General features: G+C 71.0%; 21 protein-coding genes. 17 read left to right on the top strand and 4 right to left on the bottom strand.

The window, feature by feature from the left end; translation table 11 throughout:
• Positions 1–190 precede the first annotated feature (190 nt).
• A complete protein-coding gene (locus tag ACH4B3_RS18695) occupies positions 191–967 on the top strand; it encodes an NUDIX domain-containing protein (protein ID WP_398464168.1) in 777 nt (258 codons plus the stop codon).
• Here the strand turns inward: ACH4B3_RS18695 and ACH4B3_RS18690 are convergent.
• A complete protein-coding gene (locus ACH4B3_RS18690; protein ID WP_398463963.1) occupies positions 951–2,084 on the bottom strand; it encodes an XRE family transcriptional regulator in 1,134 nt (377 codons plus the stop codon). The genes ACH4B3_RS18695 and ACH4B3_RS18690 overlap by 17 nt on opposite strands.
• 513 nt (positions 2,085–2,597) lie before the next feature.
• On the opposite strand from ACH4B3_RS18690, the gene ACH4B3_RS18685 reads away from it, so the two are divergent.
• The 10 genes from ACH4B3_RS18685 (at position 2,598) to ACH4B3_RS18640 (ending at position 8,958) form a co-directional block, all read left to right on the top strand.
• Entirely contained in the window at positions 2,598–3,047 is a 450-nt protein-coding gene (locus ACH4B3_RS18685) for a protein kilB (RefSeq protein WP_398463962.1), read from the top strand.
• A 170-nt stretch (positions 3,048–3,217) separates the two neighbouring features.
• Positions 3,218–3,391, top strand: a complete 174-nt coding sequence (locus tag ACH4B3_RS18680) for a hypothetical protein (protein ID WP_398463961.1) — start codon at positions 3,218–3,220, stop codon at positions 3,389–3,391.
• Positions 3,392–3,566: 175 nt separating this feature from the next.
• Entirely contained in the window at positions 3,567–3,833 is a 267-nt protein-coding gene (locus ACH4B3_RS18675) for a DUF6284 family protein (RefSeq protein ID WP_398463960.1), read from the top strand.
• On the top strand, positions 3,833–4,114 hold the full coding sequence (locus ACH4B3_RS18670; protein WP_398463959.1) for a DUF6303 family protein: 282 nt from the start codon (positions 3,833–3,835) through the stop codon (positions 4,112–4,114). Before ACH4B3_RS18675 ends, ACH4B3_RS18670 begins: the two co-directional genes overlap by 1 nt.
• A 50-nt stretch (positions 4,115–4,164) precedes the next feature.
• Positions 4,165–5,004, top strand: a complete 840-nt coding sequence (locus ACH4B3_RS18665) for a DUF2637 domain-containing protein (RefSeq protein WP_398464166.1) — start codon at positions 4,165–4,167, stop codon at positions 5,002–5,004.
• Positions 5,004–5,387, top strand: coding sequence for an RRQRL motif-containing zinc-binding protein (locus ACH4B3_RS18660; protein WP_398463958.1), 384 nt, complete (start codon positions 5,004–5,006; stop codon positions 5,385–5,387). The genes ACH4B3_RS18665 and ACH4B3_RS18660 overlap by 1 nt, the downstream gene beginning before the upstream one ends.
• Before the next feature lie 26 nt (positions 5,388–5,413).
• Positions 5,414–5,791 (top strand): DUF6251 family protein, encoded by a 378-nt coding sequence (locus ACH4B3_RS18655; protein WP_398463957.1) that lies wholly within the window; start codon positions 5,414–5,416, stop codon positions 5,789–5,791.
• A gap of 17 nt (positions 5,792–5,808) precedes the next feature.
• Positions 5,809–6,249, top strand: coding sequence for an NUDIX domain-containing protein (locus ACH4B3_RS18650; RefSeq protein ID WP_398463956.1), 441 nt, complete (start codon positions 5,809–5,811; stop codon positions 6,247–6,249).
• 252 nt (positions 6,250–6,501) lie between these two features.
• The gene (locus ACH4B3_RS18645) at positions 6,502–6,681 is read left to right on the top strand and encodes a DUF6257 family protein (protein ID WP_398463955.1); all 180 of its coding nucleotides are present in this window, start codon (positions 6,502–6,504) and stop codon (positions 6,679–6,681) included.
• An 87-nt stretch (positions 6,682–6,768) separates the two neighbouring features.
• Positions 6,769–8,958: an FtsK/SpoIIIE domain-containing protein gene (locus tag ACH4B3_RS18640; protein ID WP_398463954.1), complete on the top strand. Its 2,190-nt coding sequence runs from the start codon at positions 6,769–6,771 to the stop codon at positions 8,956–8,958.
• A gap of 246 nt (positions 8,959–9,204) precedes the next feature.
• On the opposite strand, the gene ACH4B3_RS18635 is transcribed toward ACH4B3_RS18640, so the two are convergent.
• The gene (locus ACH4B3_RS18635) at positions 9,205–10,185 is read right to left on the bottom strand and encodes an HNH endonuclease (RefSeq protein ID WP_398463953.1); all 981 of its coding nucleotides are present in this window, start codon (positions 10,183–10,185) and stop codon (positions 9,205–9,207) included.
• A 227-nt stretch (positions 10,186–10,412) separates the two neighbouring features.
• Here ACH4B3_RS18635 and ACH4B3_RS18630 point away from each other — a divergent pair, with 227 nt between their 5' ends.
• The 6 genes from ACH4B3_RS18630 to ACH4B3_RS18605 all read left to right on the top strand — a co-directional run bounded on the left by ACH4B3_RS18630 (position 10,413) and on the right by ACH4B3_RS18605 (position 15,313).
• Positions 10,413–11,105, top strand: coding sequence for a DNA cytosine methyltransferase (locus ACH4B3_RS18630; RefSeq protein ID WP_398463952.1), 693 nt, complete (start codon positions 10,413–10,415; stop codon positions 11,103–11,105).
• Entirely contained in the window at positions 11,102–11,992 is an 891-nt protein-coding gene (locus ACH4B3_RS18625) for a bifunctional DNA primase/polymerase (RefSeq protein WP_398463951.1), read from the top strand. The genes ACH4B3_RS18630 and ACH4B3_RS18625 overlap by 4 nt, the downstream gene beginning before the upstream one ends.
• A gap of 86 nt (positions 11,993–12,078) precedes the next feature.
• A complete protein-coding gene (locus ACH4B3_RS18620; RefSeq protein ID WP_398463950.1) occupies positions 12,079–12,342 on the top strand; it encodes a hypothetical protein in 264 nt (87 codons plus the stop codon).
• Entirely contained in the window at positions 12,339–13,496 is a 1,158-nt protein-coding gene (locus tag ACH4B3_RS18615) for a DUF3631 domain-containing protein (protein WP_398463949.1), read from the top strand. The genes ACH4B3_RS18620 and ACH4B3_RS18615 overlap by 4 nt, the downstream gene beginning before the upstream one ends.
• A gap of 236 nt (positions 13,497–13,732) precedes the next feature.
• Positions 13,733–13,960 (top strand): helix-turn-helix domain-containing protein, encoded by a 228-nt coding sequence (locus ACH4B3_RS18610; protein WP_398463948.1) that lies wholly within the window; start codon positions 13,733–13,735, stop codon positions 13,958–13,960.
• An 84-nt stretch (positions 13,961–14,044) separates the two neighbouring features.
• Positions 14,045–15,313, top strand: a complete 1,269-nt coding sequence (locus ACH4B3_RS18605; RefSeq protein ID WP_398463947.1) for a tyrosine-type recombinase/integrase — start codon at positions 14,045–14,047, stop codon at positions 15,311–15,313.
• 485 nt (positions 15,314–15,798) lie between these two features.
• On the opposite strand, the gene ACH4B3_RS18600 is transcribed toward ACH4B3_RS18605, so the two are convergent.
• The gene (locus tag ACH4B3_RS18600; protein ID WP_398463946.1) at positions 15,799–15,999 is read right to left on the bottom strand and encodes a hypothetical protein; all 201 of its coding nucleotides are present in this window, start codon (positions 15,997–15,999) and stop codon (positions 15,799–15,801) included.
• Positions 16,000–16,345: 346 nt separating this feature from the next.
• A complete protein-coding gene (locus ACH4B3_RS18595; protein WP_398463945.1) occupies positions 16,346–17,749 on the bottom strand; it encodes a Cys-Gln thioester bond-forming surface protein in 1,404 nt (467 codons plus the stop codon).
• Positions 17,750–17,759 lie beyond the last annotated feature (10 nt).

The raw sequence follows: 17,759 nt of genomic DNA, 5'->3' as shown, positions 1-17,759 counted from the left end.
ACGACGCCCGCCGTCGCCGGCTGTATCGGTGGGGCCGACCGGGGTCCCACTCCGCGTGCCGACCCACCGCAGCGCTCAGCCGGGGTCGGCTCCGTCTCGAAAGGCAGGCCAATCCATGACTCTGTCCGACGTTTATCACCCCGGATACGCTGGTACGCGCCAGCCGACGAACCAGGGGAGTGCTCTGCGGATGGGTCCCAAGTCGACCAGGGTCTACGAGACGATCCGAGAATGGATCACGACCGGGAAGCTCGGCCCCGGGGAGAAGCTGCCCTCAGAGCGCACCATGGCGGCCGATCTCGACATCGGCCGCACCGCGCTCCGGCAGGTACTGGCACGGCTGTCCAGTGAACGTCTGATCGTGGCATACGGGCGCAGCTCGTACCGCGTGGTCGGCGGTGTCAGCGTCGAGACTCCGCCGGAAGGGGAGTCCTGGCAGATCCACGGCAGCCGCACGATCTACGACAACCGATGGGTCAGCCTTGATCTGGTCGATGTCGAGCCACCGGGGGTGGAGCGCTTCGAGCATCACGTTGTCCGTCTCCACCACGTGGCGGTCTCCGCGGTGCTGGACGACGACGACCGCGTGCTCATGCTGTGGCGATACCGCTTCGTTCCCGAGCGGTGGGGGTGGGAGCTCCCTGGCGGCATCGTGGACGAAGGCGAAGACCCCCGCACTACCGCGCTACGCGAAACCGAAGAGGAGACTGGCTGGCGCCCTCGGTCACTGGATCACGTCGTGACCTATCAGCCCATGGTGGGGATGGTCGACTCCCCGCACGAAATCTTCGCCGGCCGCGGAGCCGACCTGGTCGGCGAGCCCACCGACGTAGAGGAAGCCGGCCACGTCGAATGGGTGCCTCTGAGGGACATCCCAGGGTTGATGGCAGACGGCAAGCTCATGGGCTCAGGGACGCTTGTCGGTCTGCTGCACCTGCTCGCCAACTCGCCTACATCCGTTCGGTGAGCTGATCGACGCGTCGACGCTGGCGAACCGATCCGGTGCGGTTCGCCAGCAGTCGGGCTTGGCGCAAGTGGTCATGAGCCTGGTCGAACTCCTCACGGACCAGGTGCGCCTGAGTGAGATCACAGTGCAGTCCAGCCTTGGCGCGCACGAACGTCGGGTCTGTGGCAGCCAGCGAGGCGTACAGGCTCTCGACAGCGTCCGCATCGCCCAGGGATGCGAGGACATTTCCGCGCCACCGTGCCAGGTGGCTGTGGTTGAGGAAGATGCTCAGCATGTCGGGGTCCCGCACGTCTTCGCCCTCTGGGAGACACGTGGATGCCTGGTCCAGCGCTCTCCGGCAGTCGTCAGGCAACCCCGCCTTGGCGCAAACCTCCGCTTCGGCCGCGTACAGCCACGCCCGCAGCCGCGGGGTTAGCCGTTGGCCGCCTGCACGCTGGGCATCTCTGACGAGGTCCACGGCCAGTTCGGGGCGCCCCGCGTCGCACAACACGTACGCCTGCTCCCCCATGGCGTGCGCCAGGTACATCGGCGCATCGCCTTCCTGGGCAGCGCGCTTCCCCAGTTCGTAGTGGCGCCAAGCGCGCTCGACCGCCCCGGCGTCCAGCGCTTGCCAGGCTGCCAGGGTGGCGGCACCGGCGAGCGCGATAGCGACAGGCTTTCGAGCATCCGGCAGTACGGCGAACGTCAGCGCGTCTTCAAGTGCCGCGATGTGGCCGGTCATCTGGTCGACCAAGCCTGCGGCCCCCATCTGCCTGTCCATGGTGCGGAGAAGTTCCGTCTGGTCCATGAAGGTCTTCACCATGGACTGACTCATGCTGCGCGCCGAGTCAATCCGGCTGAGCAAGTCGCCATAGCCGTCAGTGAGAAGCGGCTGAGCCGGGGCGGAGTCGCCGCGCAGCTCGTCGTCGGTAACTCCCAGCAGGGGCCGCAGTATGGCCGCGTACCGGGGTGAGAGCGCCCGTCGGTCGTTCTCCCACTCGGAGACATACACGCGGAGGCTCGCCGTCGTCGCGACATCGAGAAGGCGCTTCTCCGCGTATCTCTGAATCTCCCGCACCAAGCGATCCTGCGACCACCCGCGGGCGGTGCGTGCTGCTCGAAGTCCCCTGCCGCCCATGCGTCGACCTCCGCTGCCACTGCCGCACCTGAACCTGTGGTGACGCTTCGCCGCAGGTCAGGGTGGGTTAACTCTCCCGAGATTAACCCCTGTTGGCTACACGCGCATGGGTGTTCAGCCGTTTCCTGGGAGTCGTCCGGAGGGTGCTCGGCCAGAACTTCGGACACCAGGGCTTGCATCTGGTGCGCACCAGATGCCATGCTTCTGGTGCGCACCAGATGGCTCCCAAGGCCACCACCTGGAGTGCACCTCTGCGCCCGGAAGCCCCTCACGAGGGGGTGAAAGGAAGCGCCGGTTGCTTGAGAACTGAACAGTGGACCGAGGAACTACCGCCTGTCCTCAGCTCAAAGAAGGCGGCCCGCGCGGAGCAAGAACCGCGCACTCTCCGACCTCTCCGCCGCCCTGTACTGCGACGGCCGGTTGCCTCCTCCGCCCGTCCGGGTCGCCACGTGCGCCCGTACGGGCGGGGTTGAGGGGAGCCGGAGCACTCACCACGACTCGGATGGAGTCCCCATGTTGACCAGCATCATCGCCGTCATCGGAACCCTGGCCGGAGCCGTCACCGCCGGTCTGATGCAGCAGCGCGCGGCCCGTCGGGACCGCGTCGAAGCTCGCGAGGCGGAGCAGCGCCGGGACCGGTTGAACGCCGTCACCGCGTTAGCTGCTGCGCTCGCCGACCACCGCCGGGCCATGTGGGTCCGGGAAGACCTGCGCCTGTCCGAGGCGCCGGATGCCGCGTATGAGGCGGCGCGGGCCGAGAGTCACGCCACCCGTGCCGCCATCACCGCGCCGCTGGCGTCCGTGACCGTGCTCGCCCCTGAACTCGGACCGGCCGCGGACGCCGCGGCCCGCGCTACCTACGCCCTGCGTGCGGCGCCGGACGCCGCCACTCTCGCCGCCCGCCGTACCGCCGCGATCGAAGCTGCGGAGCGCTTGGTGGCCGAGGCCGCAGCGCTGTCCTGACCACTCGGTCAGCCCCGACTCACAGCCGTGATGGTGCGGGATCGAATCCCGCTCGGGGCACTCCGGCCGCACGGCCGGCGACCCACACAGGCGCGGCCCCGGTGCTGCAACACCGGGGCCACTGTCGGGCCGTCCCACTGCGAAACGAGAAGTTGAAGGAGACAGACGCCGTGAGCAACCAGTACTGGGCTGAGGTCCACGTCCGCACCACCGATGGCGACCTGCGGACCTATTACGGGGACACCGGCACGAGCCCCTCGGAAGCGCGCCGGTCGGCCGAGGCCGTCGCGCTGGCTGAGAACCCCGGCGGGCGGGTCGAGGGCTGCCGAGTGGGCCGCGACTGATCAACCCGCGCCGCTGCTTGACCGCACCGCAGCCCCGATGCAGCCGTGATGGTGCGGGATCGAATCCCGCTCGGGGCAATCCGGCCGCACGGCCGGCGACCCACACAGGCGCGGCCCCGGTGCTGCAACACCGGGGCCGCTGTCGGGTCGTTCCTGCTGAAGGGAGCACGACCCAATGAGTCACATCGTGACCGTTCCGGCGGCTGTTACGGCCGCCGGGTTCGACCGTGAGCCGACGGCCGCGGAGCTGGACGCAATCGAGGTCGAGATGCCGCTGATCCGGGCGCAGGTCGACCTGCTTGACGCGCAGATCATGGTTCTGGACCGGCCGGTGACCGAGTTGGACGCCCAGCGCCTCCGGCGGGCGCTCCGCCGCGTGCTGGCCGAGCGGCGGGCTCTGAGCAACCGGGCCGCCGCTGCGGCCGGGCCGGTGGTGGCGTGATGGCCTTGACCGCGCAGTGCTCCGCCAACGGCGGAGAGTGGCGTGTGTACGTGGTGCTGCTGGGTGAGCCTGAGTGGCCCGAGTTCCGCTGGCCCCGGACGGCTCCCGTGCCGACCACGGCCGAGCGGCAGGAGGCGCTGGCCGCCCTTGGCTACGAGTCGGTCCCCGGGTCGAAGTGGGTCTGGATTGAGGACTGCGCCACCCCTGGCGACGACCGCTCCGCGGTGTGGCTCATCGCCAGGATCGACGTGCGCGAGCTGCCGGCGGGGGGTGCGCCGTGAACAGGAAGGCGAAGGGTGCGCTTGTCCTGGCGCTGGTCGTGGTGGTCGGCATGGCGTTCCGGGTGTCCTGGAACGCGCTGCGGGACATCGCCCGCGCCATCGGGGCCGACCCGACCGCGGCGACCCTGTACCCGTTCGTGGTCGACGGACTGATGGCGCTGGCCCTGGTTGCCACGCTGGTGCTGGTCGGCGACGACCGGCGGTTCGCCCTGCGCGTGCTGGCCGCCTACACGGTCGCGTCCCTGGTGCTGAACTACGTTCACGGCCTGGTGCCTGGCCTGCACGGTGCGTCGGTCGACTGGGGTCGACTGGCCGACTGGGACCCGGCGAACTGGGCCCTGGTGCTGCTGGCCACCTCGCTGCCGGTCGGGTCGATCTACTTCGGGTCCGATCTGGTGGCCAAGGTGCTCCACCACCGACCCGAAACCACCGCAGTAGCGGAGGAATCGACACAGACCGATGTGAATCGGTCGACCTCTGACCTGGACGAGTCGACCCCGCCGCCCCTGACTGCCGTGCCGGACCCGGCCGCCGACCAGTCGACCGACCCGGACCATCCCGCCGACACGGACCCCGGACCGATCGGGGCGGAGTCGACCCGCCCGGTAGCGGTCGTCACGGCGGTGGCCGCAGAGTCGACCCGCCCGCGGCGGGCGACCGGTCGGGTACCCGATGCCGCCCGCAGCACCCGACCGCGACGGACCGCCGCCGACCTCCTGACCGAGGCACGGTCGGCGACGGCCGATTGGCCGGACGCCGACCTGACCGCGGAAGCCATCCGGCGGGTGATGCGGACGTCGGCGGAGCGGGCCCGCGGTCTGCGGGACACCCTCCGCGCCGAACGCGCCGACGCCGCCGCCCGCGCCAATGTAGTCACCGAGGTGGCGTGATGGCGCGACTGACCCTGCCGGACTGCTTCGACCCGTCCGGGGAGCGGTTCGGGATACCCACCTTCCCCTGGTGCATGGCACCCGACGGGTACGCCACGCGCCGCCAACTCCGGCTGCTGGGGCTCCGGCCCGGCGGTCAGCAGGTCGCCGCTCAGGTCCTCAGGCCACGCCGCCGACGGGACGAGCCGCTGACCGCCTACCTCTACCGCATCGACGCTGCCCGCCCCGTCCGGCCCATGACCCCGGGCCGGGCACGGGCGCTCGCCGCCGCCATGGCCGCCCGCCGCACCTGCCCCGAGTGCCGCACCGATGTCGGGTACTGCGTCCCCCGCTCACTGGGGATGTGCGGCGCCTGCGCCCACGCGGCCGACCTCACCACGTGAGAGGACACCCCATGGACAACCTGCCCATGCCTGAGCTGCCACGTGTGGTGCAGCTCCCTGACGGCCGGTACGTCTACGCCGACCCGGCCAACCTCCCCGCCATCCCCACCATGCCCGTTGCCGGGCCGCAGATCGTGCACCAGCACATCCATCAGGCACCCCCGGACCGCACGCTGCAGCGCGCCGCGCTTGGCGCCGGCGCGGGCGGCGGCACGGTCGCGGCCGGCGTCTACTTCGGCCCGCTGCTGGTCGGCGCCATGACATCGATCGCCATCAGCCTGGCCATCGCCGCGCTGGTCGTCGGAATCATCTGCTGGACCCTCGTCCAGATCGTGCGGTCGGTCGGCGGACCCGAGGGCCAGGCCGCGGCCGAAACCATCGGCAAGGCACGCAAGCGCGGATAACAGGAAGGAGAACCGCAATGACCGAGACTTGCGAGGCCATCCGCTACACCGCCGACGTGGTGACCCTCACCCGCGATGGTCGTGTACTGCTCATCGAGCGGAACTGGGACCCGTACGGGGGCCTGTGGGCGTTGCCCGGCGGCCATGTGGACGCCGGGGAGACGAGCCGTGCGGCGGCTGCCCGGGAGCTGGCCGAGGAGACCGGCGTGCGCGTGGCCGCCGCGGACCTGCGCCAAATCGGTGTCTGGGACCAGCCTGGCCGTGACCCGCGCGGCAGGTACGTCACCGTCGCCTACCTCGCCACCGTCCCCAGCGGCACCACGATCGTGGCCGGGGACGACGCCCGCGCTGCCCGCTGGTGGCGGCGCGACAGCCTGCCTCATCTGGCGTTCGACCACGCCGAGATCCTCAACGCCGCTCTGACCCTCCCCCCTCCCGGCCGGCGCGACACGGCCTGACGGCTGCCTGATCCGCCCGGCACCGCGCCGGGCGGTGAGGGGAGCCGGACAGTCTGGCCCGGAGAGGAACCCATGACCCGCATCACCACCGCCACCGCCGTCGTGCTCGCCACCGACCCGGAGGACGACGACAACGAGATCCGTATCCCGCTCGACACGGTCTGACGACTGCCCGCTCCGCCCGTCCGGCCACCTGTGCCGTACGGGCGGAGTCGAGGGGAGCCGGACAGACCGGCCCCGGAAGGGATCGCGATGGCCCAGCACGAGCCCAAGCTCACCGCCGCCGAGAAGGCCAAGGTCGCCGTGCTGGTGGCCCGCATGTGCAAGCGCGGGGTCGCCGGTGAGGACGTCTACCAGGGTGACCTGGAACGCCGCATCGACCGCATCATCGACGGCGCCCGCAAGCGCGAAGAGAAGGCCGCCAAGAAGTGACGCCCCGGGGCGGCCGTCCACGGCCAAGCGACCGGCCGCCCCGGGCCCACCCCGTCCGCCCATCGAGCGAGACAGGAGACCACCATCATGACCGCACCCGCGCCGCAGGTGCCCGACATCGGGACGATTCACCACCTCGACGCCCACCGGGCCGCCCGCACGACCGCGGCCACCACCCCGGTGAGCCTGATCAAAGACACCACCACCCCGGGGCCCGCTACCGCACCGGAACCGGGCACCGTGCCCGGGGTAGAAGCGGTGGACCGGCCCGACAACCCGCTGGCCGACTGGCTGACGGTCCCCGATCAGCCGCTGTTGCCGGTGTGGGCCCGCTCGAAAGCGTCCATCATCGCTAACACCACGGCACTGGGGCGTCTGGCCTGGTGGCACACCCGCTACCACGGCATCCGCACCCCCAAGTACCTGGCCAAGGCCATGCTGCTGGCCTGCCGTGGTCTCTTCCGGGCCGTGGTCGGCATGTGGCCGACCCTGTCCGCCCAAGACCACACCGCCGCCGTACGCGCGCTGAAAGCGCAGGTGAAGGCCCACCCCGAAGACGCCACGCTCGCCGCCCAGCTCCGGGCGGCGCACGCCGCCCGGACCACCGCCCGTCGATTGCGGTTCGGCGCCACCACCGTCGCCGTGGCCGCCGCTGCGACCGGATTCGTGCTCGCCGAACCGGTGTGGCAGACCGGCATGGCCGCAGCCGTCATCACCCCGCTCGCCTACCTCGGCCGGGGGAAGGAAACCCGGCTGCTGGACCAGGCCGCGCCGCCGCTGCGGGTGGACATGTCCGCCCAGCAGCTCAACGACGCGCTCCGGGCCGCCGGCCTCCTCAAAAGCGGCAAGGAAGGCCAGGACGCGCCGAAGGTCACGTGCACCATGGGCCCGGTTCGTGACGGCCGTGGCTGGGCGGTGATCTTCGACCTCCCCCGCGGAGGCGGCAAGACCGCCTCCGACGTGCTCGCCAAGCGGGAAGTCATCGCCCAGGAACTCGGGGTGGACGAGATCCAGGTCATCATGTCCCGCGTCCGCGCCGCCAAGGGCGGCAACGCCGGCCGCGTGAGCATGTGGGTCGCCGACGATGACCCCTACCTCGGCACTCCGAACCCCTCACCGCTGGAGAAGGCCGAGCGGTTCAGCGTGTGGGACCCGATCCCGTTCGGGCAGGACGCCCGCGGCAACCGCATCGACGTCCCCGTGATGTGGCAGTCGATGTTCTTCGGTGGTCTGCCCCGCCGCGGCAAGACCTTCACCCAGCGGCTGATGACCGCGGCCGGTCTGCTCGACCCGTGGGTGCGGCACTACGTCGCCGACGGCAAGGGCGGCGCGGACTGGATGCCCATGAAGGCCGTCGCCCACCGCCTGGTCATGGGCGCCGAGGACGACGCCGTGGAAGCCCTCAAGGCCATGCTCGCGGAACTGCTGGCTGAGATGGAACGCCGCTTCGCCCTGCTGCGGGAGCTGCCCACCTCCATCTGCCCTGAGGGCAAGCTGACTCCGGCGATCGTGGAGAAGTACAAGCTCCCGGTCATCTTCGTCACCATCGACGAGCTGCAGGAGTATTTCACCGCCATGGACAAGGACGACCGGGAGGAGGTCATCAACAACCTGTGCCGGATCGCCCGCCGCGGCCCCGCCGCCGGGTTCGTGTCCAACTTCGCGAGCCAGCGGCCGGACGCCGAGTCGGTGCCGCCGAAGCTGCGGGAGATCATCACCCTGCGGTACTCCACGCAGGTGGTGGACCGGGTCAGCAGTGACATGGTGCTGGGCAAGGGCAAGGCTGCCCAGGGCGCGGACGCCTCGGTGTTGTCCGAGGAACACAAGGGTGTCGGCGTGCTGGTCACCGGCCCCGCCTCCTACGTCACCGTGCGCGCGGACTACCTCGACGGGCCCGGGTTCGCCGCCATCTGCAACAAGGGCCGTGCCCTGCGGGCCGAGATCGGGCAGCTCACCGGCGACGCCGCAGGCGACGTCACCGCCGCGGCCGAGGCACAGGGCATCACCGTGCCCGCGATCATCTCCGATGTGCTGGAGGTGATGCGGCACTCCCCGCGCATGTTCACCACCGACCTGCTCGCCGGACTGGTCAACCTCGATGAGGACACCTACGGCGACTTCAACGCCGAACGCCTCGCGCACGAGCTGGAGGCGGCCGGCGTCAAGCGCACTAGCAAGCAGGTGAAGATCTCCGGCAGCAACGGCGCCGGATACCAGCGGCGCGACATCGAAGGCGCCGTTCCCGCAGAAATCCTCCTCCAGACCCCGGCCGGGTAAAGGGGGGACCCCTTACCCCACCCCGCCACGCCACCCCGCGCACCGCCCCGAAGCGCACCCTCCGGCACGGGCGCTGGGTAGTGGGGGCCCTCTACCCCGGTAAGGGGGGTGGTAAAGGGCTCTGACCTGCAAGGTAAGGCCGGTAAAGGGGGCCCACAGCCCCTCGCCGGAACCCCTTTCACAGCCGTTTCAGGCACAGCAAGGGCGGCCCGCGTCTCGCCAAAGCCGGCCGCCCACGTGCCCGTCTTAGACGGTCGGCGCCGTCTGCTCCCCGGGGTTCTGCGCTGGGATGGAGGCGGCTTCGGGGTTGGGCCGGTGCATCTCCCAGTGCTTGGCGATCCACTTCTTGTGGGCGGTGGTCGTGGTCACTTTGAGCGGCTGACCGTGCAGCTTGCCGTACTCGCTGTAGGCCCGGGTCTTCGGGGCGACATCGAGGGTGAGGGTGGCCGGGTTGATAGCGATCTGCCCGAGATCGAACAGGCGGTGCACATCCCGGCGCAGCAGGAGTCCGCCGCTGGGGTGATGCTTGCCGTTGGCGGCGTAGCTGTAGAGGTGGGCGGCTTCCAAGACGTAGGCGGGCATGGGGCCCACGAAGGCGCACACCTCGCCGAAGGTCTCCAGCAGCGTCGCGCGGAAGGCTGGCTGTCCCTTGCGGACGCGAACGGTGGCCTTGGTGTGGCCGCCGGCGATGACCTGGCGGGCTGTGTCGATGATGTCCAGCGGGGTGGCGTTCTTGCCGGTCTCCACGCGGTTGCGGAAGTCATCCCAGCGCAGCCGGCGCAGCGCGTTCTGGGAACCGGGCTCCTCACACAGCTGGCGCAGTTCCTTGCCGCTGACGGTGCCGTGCAGGTCGATCCAGCCGGATTCGTAGCGGCTGCGGTAGGTGGTGACCGGTACGGTCTGCACTTTCGGGTCGGGGAACTCGGCCTTGCACTTCTGGTTCCAGCAGCGGTACTTCGGCGTCATTGTCTTGCGCGCGGCGATATCCGCCTTACCGCATGCGGGGCAGGAACTGACGTCCTTCACCCCGCTGCCGGTCTCGATGTCCTCGATGACCGACAGGCCCAGCAGGGTCTGACCATCCCACAGCACGATCACGTCCCCGACCTGGACGTGGGCGGCGTTGGGGACCCGGCTGTCCCAGCTGTAGTGGCTGGAGCTGCTGTCGTCGTATCCACCGCCCACGCGCTTGGGGTCCTCACCCAGGTACATCAGCCAAGCCGTCATCTGATTCCTCACACCACCCGAACACCGTTCGCCTCACCACCGCGCGATAGCGCGGGCCGGTGCGGCCACTTTTTCGGGTCAACGTACAGACAGCCACTGACGATCCCGCCGCGCCTGCGGGCGGCTATCGCCACGCCGCGATGGCGAAGGGCGGCCCCCTCTCACGCCAATGAACCGGGGCCGCCCTCATCCACCTGCCCACCTATAGACCTGTGGAGGTCTCCAGCATGACCCACCCCACCGACATCCGGCGAGTGGCCTACCGGCCGCGTCTGCTGGATTTGTTCTGCTGCGCGGGCGGCATGGGCATGGGCTTCCATCTCGCCGGCTTCGACGTCGTCGGCGTAGACATCGAGCCCCAGCCCGACTACCCCTTCACCTTCGTCCAGGCCGACGCCATCGATTACGTCCACGCACACGGCACGGAGTTCGACCTCATCCACGCCTCCCCGCCCTGCCAGGCGTGGTCCCCGCTCAACGCCTACAACCACAAGACCTACCCCGAACTCATCGCACCCGCCCGGGATGCGATCCGGTCCACCGGCCGGCCGTACGTGATCGAGAACGTCGAAGCCGCCCGGCATCAGATGGTCGACCCGATCATGCTGTGCGGCCCCATGTTCGGCCTGCGCATGTACCGCCACCGCCTGTTCGAGACCAGCTTCCCCCTCACCCCACCCCACCACCCCGCCCACACCGCGCGGTGCACCCGCAACGGCTACCTCCCCACCCCCGAACGCCCCTTCATGACGATCACCGGAGGACGCCACTCCCGAGCCTGGCGGCACGCCGCCGCCCAAGCCATGGGCACCCCCTGGATCACCACCATCCGAGGCGTCTGCGAAGCCATCCCGCCCGCCTACTCCGAATGGATCGGGCGCACCTTCCTGACCCGCTCGCAGGCGGTGACGGCGGCATGAGCGCCGACTTCCTGACCGCCGCCCTGGACGCCGCTGAGCGCGGGTGGCCCGTCTTCCCCCTCCGGCCCGGTGGCAAGCGACCTGCCGGACACGCTGAGGACCGGTGCCCCGGCACGGGCCGCTGTGCGGGCGGGCACCGCACCCCCGAACAGCGGGCGACCACCGACCCCGACCTGATCCGGGCCGCATGGTCCAAGCGGCCCTACAACGTGGCCATCGCGACTGGCCCGGCCCGCCTGGTGGTGGTCGACCTGGACACGCTCAAGCCCAAAGACCTGATCGGAACGCCTGACGGCGTAACCACCTTCAAGGCGCTCTGCGAGCGCGCCGGACAGGCCGTCCCCCACACCTACCGGGTGCGGACCCCCAGCGGCGGGACCCACCTGTACTTCACCGCCCCGGACGGGATCCGGCTGAGGAACACCGCCGGGACGCTCGGCACCCGCATCGACACCCGGGCATGGGGCGGCTACGTCGTCGCCCCGGGCAGCACCACCCCCGCCGGCTCCTACGAGATCGCCGACCCGGCCCCGGTGGCTCAGTTGCCCGCTTGGCTCGCCCAGCAGCTCCAGCCCGAGACCCTGCCCGCACCTGCGACGGTCATCGCGGTGCCGCGGGACGCGTCACGGTGTGCCCAGGTGGCCCTGGAGCGGGAGTGTGCTGCGGTCATGGCCGCTCCAGAGGGCCAGCGCAACGCGACGCTGTACAAGTCCGCCTGCAAGGTGGGGCGGTTCGTCGCGTGGGGCGACCTCCCCCGGCACGTGGTGGAGGAGGCATTCCAGGGGGCGGGGGAGTCGATCGGACTGCCGTCGCCCGAGTGCCGCACCACCGTGCGCAGCGCGCTGAACTGGTCCGCCCGCACGGCCCGGCCCCGGGAGGCGGTATGAGCCCCCGCCGCCCCACCCCCTGGAATGCCCCACCAAGGCACCCAGCGGCCCGCAGGCCGCCATCCAGGCCGCGCCACAACCCGCGCGTGGGCGCCCCGAAAGGCGTCGCCGAAGGCGTCCCTTCAGCCCTTCGCCCTGACCTGCGCCGGGTCGCCGTCAGCGGCATCACCCCGGGCCTGACCATCCGCACCACCGGCATCCCGCAGGCCGACTGGCTGTGCGCCTGCGGGCACTTCGAACGAGCCCGTGGCCGCGCCGCCGTCACCCAGCTCGCCGACCGCGTCCGCGTCGGCCACTGCCCCCACCGCGCCCCGCACCACGCTGCCCAGGAAGGCAGGAACGCCGCATGACCACCACCCAGCACACCCCCACACCGGCCGAGGACGGCGCCGCCCTGCTGGACGAGATCGAGGCGTTCCACCGGCGCTTCAACGCGTTCCCGACGGAAGCCGCTTACGTGGCCGTCGTGCTGTGGAACGCCCACACGCACCTGTTGGACGCGTTCGAGTCCACCCCGCGTCTAGCGTTCCTGTCCCCGGAACCGGGGTCGGGCAAGACCCGGGGACTGGAGATCTGCGGGACGCTCGTCCCGCACCCGATGGTGGCCGTCAACGCCTCCCCCGCCGCCCTGTTCCGGGCAGTCTCCGGCATGGAGGCGGGCCGCCCAACGATCCTGTTCGATGAGATCGACACAGTGTTCGGCCCCAAGGCCAAGGACAACGAGGAACTGCGCGGGCTGCTGAACGCCGGGCATCGCCGGACCGGGGTGTCCTACCGGTGTGTCGGGGATGGCGGGCAGCAGACCGTGCAGGCTTTCCCCTCGTACGCGGCTGTGGCTGTCGCCGGACTCGGGTGGCTGCCCGACACGATCCTGACCCGCTCGGTGGTCATCCGCATGCGCCGCCGGGCCCCCAACGAGCACGTGGAAGCCTTCCGCAGCCGCCTGCACGAGCCTGAGGGCCACGCGCTGCGCGACCGCCTCGCCGCGTGGGCCGACACCGTGCGGGACAGCGTGGAAGGGGCGTTCCCAGAGATGCCCGAAGGCGTCTCCGACCGGCCGGCGGACGTGTGGGAGCCGCTGTTGGCGGTCGCGGACGCTGCCGGGGGCGAGTGGCCGCGGCGGGCCCGGGACGCGTGCGTGGAACTGGTCGCCGCGGCGGCGGCTGGGGACAAGGCATCGCTTGGTATCCGGCTGCTGACCGACCTGCGCGATGTGGTGTTCAACGGGGCCGACCGCATGCCCACCGCGCAGATCATCGCCGGACTCATCGCCATGGACGAGGCACCCTGGGCCGACATGGGCGGCAAGCCCCTGGACTCCCGGCAGCTCGCCAAGCGGCTCGGCGAGTACGTCACCGCCGACAACCAGCCCATCAAGGCTCGCAACATCCGCACCGGCACCGGCGTGGTCAAGGGCTACTACGCCGCCGACCTGCACGACGCATGGCGCCGCTACTGCCCCGCCCCGGCCGAAGCCGCTACACCCGCCACAGACGCCGACTAAACCGGCCCTGACCAGGAACAACGGTGTAGCGGGTGTTACGCACAGCACCCGCTACACCCCCGCTACACCACCCCCCGATCCGCTACAGCCACCCACCCCTGTAGCGGACCCATCCGCTACACCCCGCCGACCCGCTACAGCAAAACCCGCCCCTGACCTGCGACGTAGCAGCCGTGGCGGATGTAGCGGACTTGCCGGAAGGGGGGTCCCCGAACAACTCAACAGAGAGAGGGCCCATGGCATCGGTACCCGCCGTCTCCACGCTCCGGGCCGGACTCCCGGACCGCTACCTCACCCCGGACGACATCGCCGAACTGTTCGGCGTCCCGCTGGAGACCGTCTACCAGTGGCGCCGCAAGCGCACCGGCCCGCCAGGCTTCCGCGTCGGCAAGCACCTCCGCTACGACCCGGCCGCCGTCGCCCGCTGGACCAACGACCGCATGGCCATCGACATGGCCGCCTGACAACCACCTCGTACCGCACCACCGCCACACGCGGGCAGGGCCGCCCCTCCGGCAGCCCTGCCCGCGTCCCTGAAAGGACCCTCCTTGGCAGGCCACATCCAAGACCGCTGGTACAAGACCGAGACCGGCCCCGACGGCAAGAAGCGACGGGTCAAGACCGACCGCCACGGCACCGGCAAGCGCTACCGTGCCCGCTACGTCGGCCCCGACGGAACCGAGAAGAGCGCATCGTTCCCCGATGGTGAGAAGCGCCGCGCCGAAAAATGGCTCACCAAGATCAAGGCCGACATGGACACGGGCCAGTACGTTGACCCGGCCGCCGGCCGGATGACCTTCCGGCAGTACGCCGAGAAGTGGCTCAAAGAGCTAACCACCGACCCCGTGAGCCGCGACGCGGTGTCCGGTCGTCTCCGGCTGCACGCATTCCCCCACCTGGGCGCCCGGCCGCTGGGCTCGTTCCAGCCTGAGCACATCCGGGCTTGGCTCAGCGACCTGGAAAAGGCCGTACCGAACGCCACCTACCGGCGCGCCATCTACGACAGCGTCTCCGCAGTCCTCAACGCCGCCGTGGACGACAGGAAACTGCCCAAGAACCCGTGTCATGCCCGGTCGGTCAAGCCCCCGCAGCCGGAACCCACACGGGTGCGGCCCTGGACTTCTGAACGGGTCTTCGCTGTGCGGGCCGGGTTGCCGGAACGGTACCGCGCCATGGTCGACGTAGGCGGCGGCTGTGGGCTCCGTCAGGGGGAAATCCTCGGCCTACCGGTGGACGAGATCGGTTTCCTCACCGGCTGGTTGCACGTGCGGCAGCAGGTGAAGCGGGTCGGGGGCTCACTCGTGTTCGCCCCGCCCAAGCGCGGGAAGCTCCGGGACGTGCCGTTGGACCCCGAAGTTGCCGCCGCCCTGGCGGAGCACATTCGCCGATTCCCTCCGGTCGATGTGACCCTGCCGTGGCGTACGCCCGACGGCAAACCGGTCACCCGGAAGCTGGTCTTCACCACGCCCCGGAAGGGCGGCGCCATCTGGCGCAGCTACTTCGATGACTACGTGTGGAAAGCCGCTCTCGCGTCCGCTGGCGTCATCCCGCAGCGGACCCGGGGCAAACGGTACGCGGCGGCCCCGGAGGACGGTATGCACGCGCTCAGGCACTTCTACGCGTCCGTTCTGCTCGACGCGGGGGAGAACATCAAGGCTCTGAGTCAGTACCTTGGTCACTCCGACCCCGGGTTCACGCTCCGCGTGTACACCCACCTAATGCCCAACAGCGAAGAGCGGGCCCGAAAGGCCATCAGCCGCGTGTTTCGCACGGCCCGCGCGGAGCCTGACGGCCCACAGACGGCCCAGGCTGCATGAAATGGGCCCCTGGTCCTGTTCCACCGCAGGTCAGGGGCCCATTTTCCGGGCGCACGGCCATTAACACCCCATCTTGCCGCACGACAAGCCCGGGACGGAAATGGATAGGGCGAGGGGCCCTGACCAGCGATCCATCTGGGCCCGCTACCCCCCGGTATCGGTCGTTGCCGGTCGTCATCGGCCCTCGCCGGCCGGTCTCGGTCGGCCCGCAGACGGCTGGCAGACGGCCCGCAGACGGCCCGGGTGCCGTGCCGCCCAGCCCGCTGACCAGGTCCGATGGGGCAGCGGTGAGCTCCGCCCCGGGTACCGGCCATCACCATGAGGAACCGTTCGGCCGCCCGCCCGTCACCCCCTGTATCCGTGAGGTGGGCAGGCGACTCCGCTCACATGCCGGCCCACCGCGACACCCGGCCAGGGTCGGTTCGGAGGCTGAGGAACCTGGCGTCGGATCGTGCGCCTGGACGCTCCGTGATCCCGGTGATCCGTCAGAACAGGGTGTCCTGGTCCGGCTCCTCACGAGGCAGCGGGCCGACGTCCTCGCCCCTCCACTTCGCCTCCAGGTGCTTGCGCCAGCCCGTCGGCGGAGGCCAGGGGACACCCCATTCCGCAAGCTGCTTCTTCGACCAGCCGCCGTTGGGGGTCCGCGCGGCGGCCACCTCGTCAGGGGAGGGCACGTAGTCGACCATGCGGAGATGCTGCCCCAGCACGCGGCCGAGGCGCCACGGATGGCAGCCCGATTCCTGCGGTAGCGGTGGCGCCGGCCCGCGGTCCGGTCTCGTCACCGCCGCGCGCGGAGACCCGCCATCCGCGGCGATCACGCCTGGCCGCCCCGGCGGCCGGGGTGCGGCCGGGCCGCGGCGGGGTGCTGCCAGGCCACGGTGGGGGTGCTGCCGGGCCACGGTGGGGGTGCTGCCGGGCCACGGCGAGGGTGCTGCCGGGCCACGGCGAGGGTGCTGCCGGGCCACGGCGAGGGTGCTGCCGGGCCACGGCGGGGCCGCGGCCGGTGGGCCGTTCCGGGCCGTGACCCGGTGGTCACTCGTCGCCGGACGCCTTCTTCCTGCGGACGACGAAGACCGCCGCGCCGCCGACCGTGACCAGCGCGAGGGCGATGACGACGATCAGCGGGGTGTTGTCGCCGCCGCCCGTCTCGGCGAGGTCGCCACCGCTGGTCTCGCCGCCGACGGTGCCGTCCAGCGAGGCCGGGCTGAGCCGGGTGGTCGGGGCGTTGTCCTGGGCCTCGGCACCGCTGCCGGCGGTCCGGCAGTCCAGGACTCCGGAGAAGGTCTCCTCCAGCCCGTTCGGGCCGGTGATGGTGAATCTGTACGGCTGGTCCTCCCGGACCGGCACGGTGATGGTCTCCGACCCGCCGGCCTCGACGGTGTGCCGGGTGCCCGCCAGCTCGAAGGTGAACGGTGCGTCGCCCCGGTTCACGGCGGTGATGTCCACCCCGCCCTCGGCGCAGTTCTCCTCGGCCGACAGCGCCGGGACCGGGCCCCGCTCGGCCCAGTTCGCGGTGGCCGTCGCGGAGACCGCGCTGTCGCTGGAGCCCGCCAGGATCTGGGTCTGGCTCGTGGTCTCGCTGGTGAACGCCCGGCCGACCGGGACCTTGGTGGCGGCCTGGACGGTCAGCGAGCTGACGCCGTCCGGGGCGCCGTCCGGGACGTCGAAGTAGAGCCGGCTGCCGTCGACCGCGCTGCTGACCGGCTTGCCGGAGGTGTCGACGACCCGCACGCCGGAGGTGACGGAGTCCCCGGCCGGGGTGACCGTGACGCTCCCGGCGCCGGTGCGGACCGTGACCGGGCCGAGCCGCTCGCCGGACCTGCCGGAGGCCGCCGGCGGCTCGAGCCTCAGCGACGCCCGGGGCTCCGGCAGGTCGCGGGCCTTGCGCTCCAGGTAGTCGGCGAGCTTCTCGGCCGCCGGGTCGACCGCCTCGACCTTCGCCCGGTCGGAGAACCGCCATATCGCGACCTGGGTCCCGGCCGCCGCGGTCTCCTCGGTGAGCTCACCGGATCGGGCCGTGGCGGCCAGCTCCGACAGGTCGTTCACCTGCGGGTAGGAGTTGCCCAGGATCCAGCGGATCTTCCCGGCGTCGCCGTTGCCGTGCAGGGAGGTCGCGGACCAGGGCTCCTCCTGGTACTTCGCCTGGTCCTGCGTCGGGTTGTGGAGGTCGACGCAGTAGGTCTGGAGGGTGCCGCCGCCGTCCACGGCCATCTGGAAGAGGCCGGCGCTGATCCGCTGCCGCGTCCCGTCGCTCTGGACGACCGCCTGCCCGGAGACGGTGAGTCCGGTCAGGGTGGCGGTGGCGCCACCCGGATTGGGGACGACGTCGTCCGCGACGGCCTCCCCGGCCCCCGCTACGGCGCCCGCCCCGGCCAGCCCGGAGACGAGCACCACGGCGGCAAGGCGGGCGGCGCCCCGCCTCCTGGCAGAGATCATGATTTCCCCT

It is taken from the genome of Streptomyces sp. NPDC018031, from assembly GCF_044327625.1.
Lineage (GTDB): Bacteria > Actinomycetota > Actinomycetes > Streptomycetales > Streptomycetaceae > Streptomyces.
The sequence above is the reverse complement of the archived record's forward strand: the minus strand, read 5'-3'. Positions and strand labels throughout refer to the sequence as shown.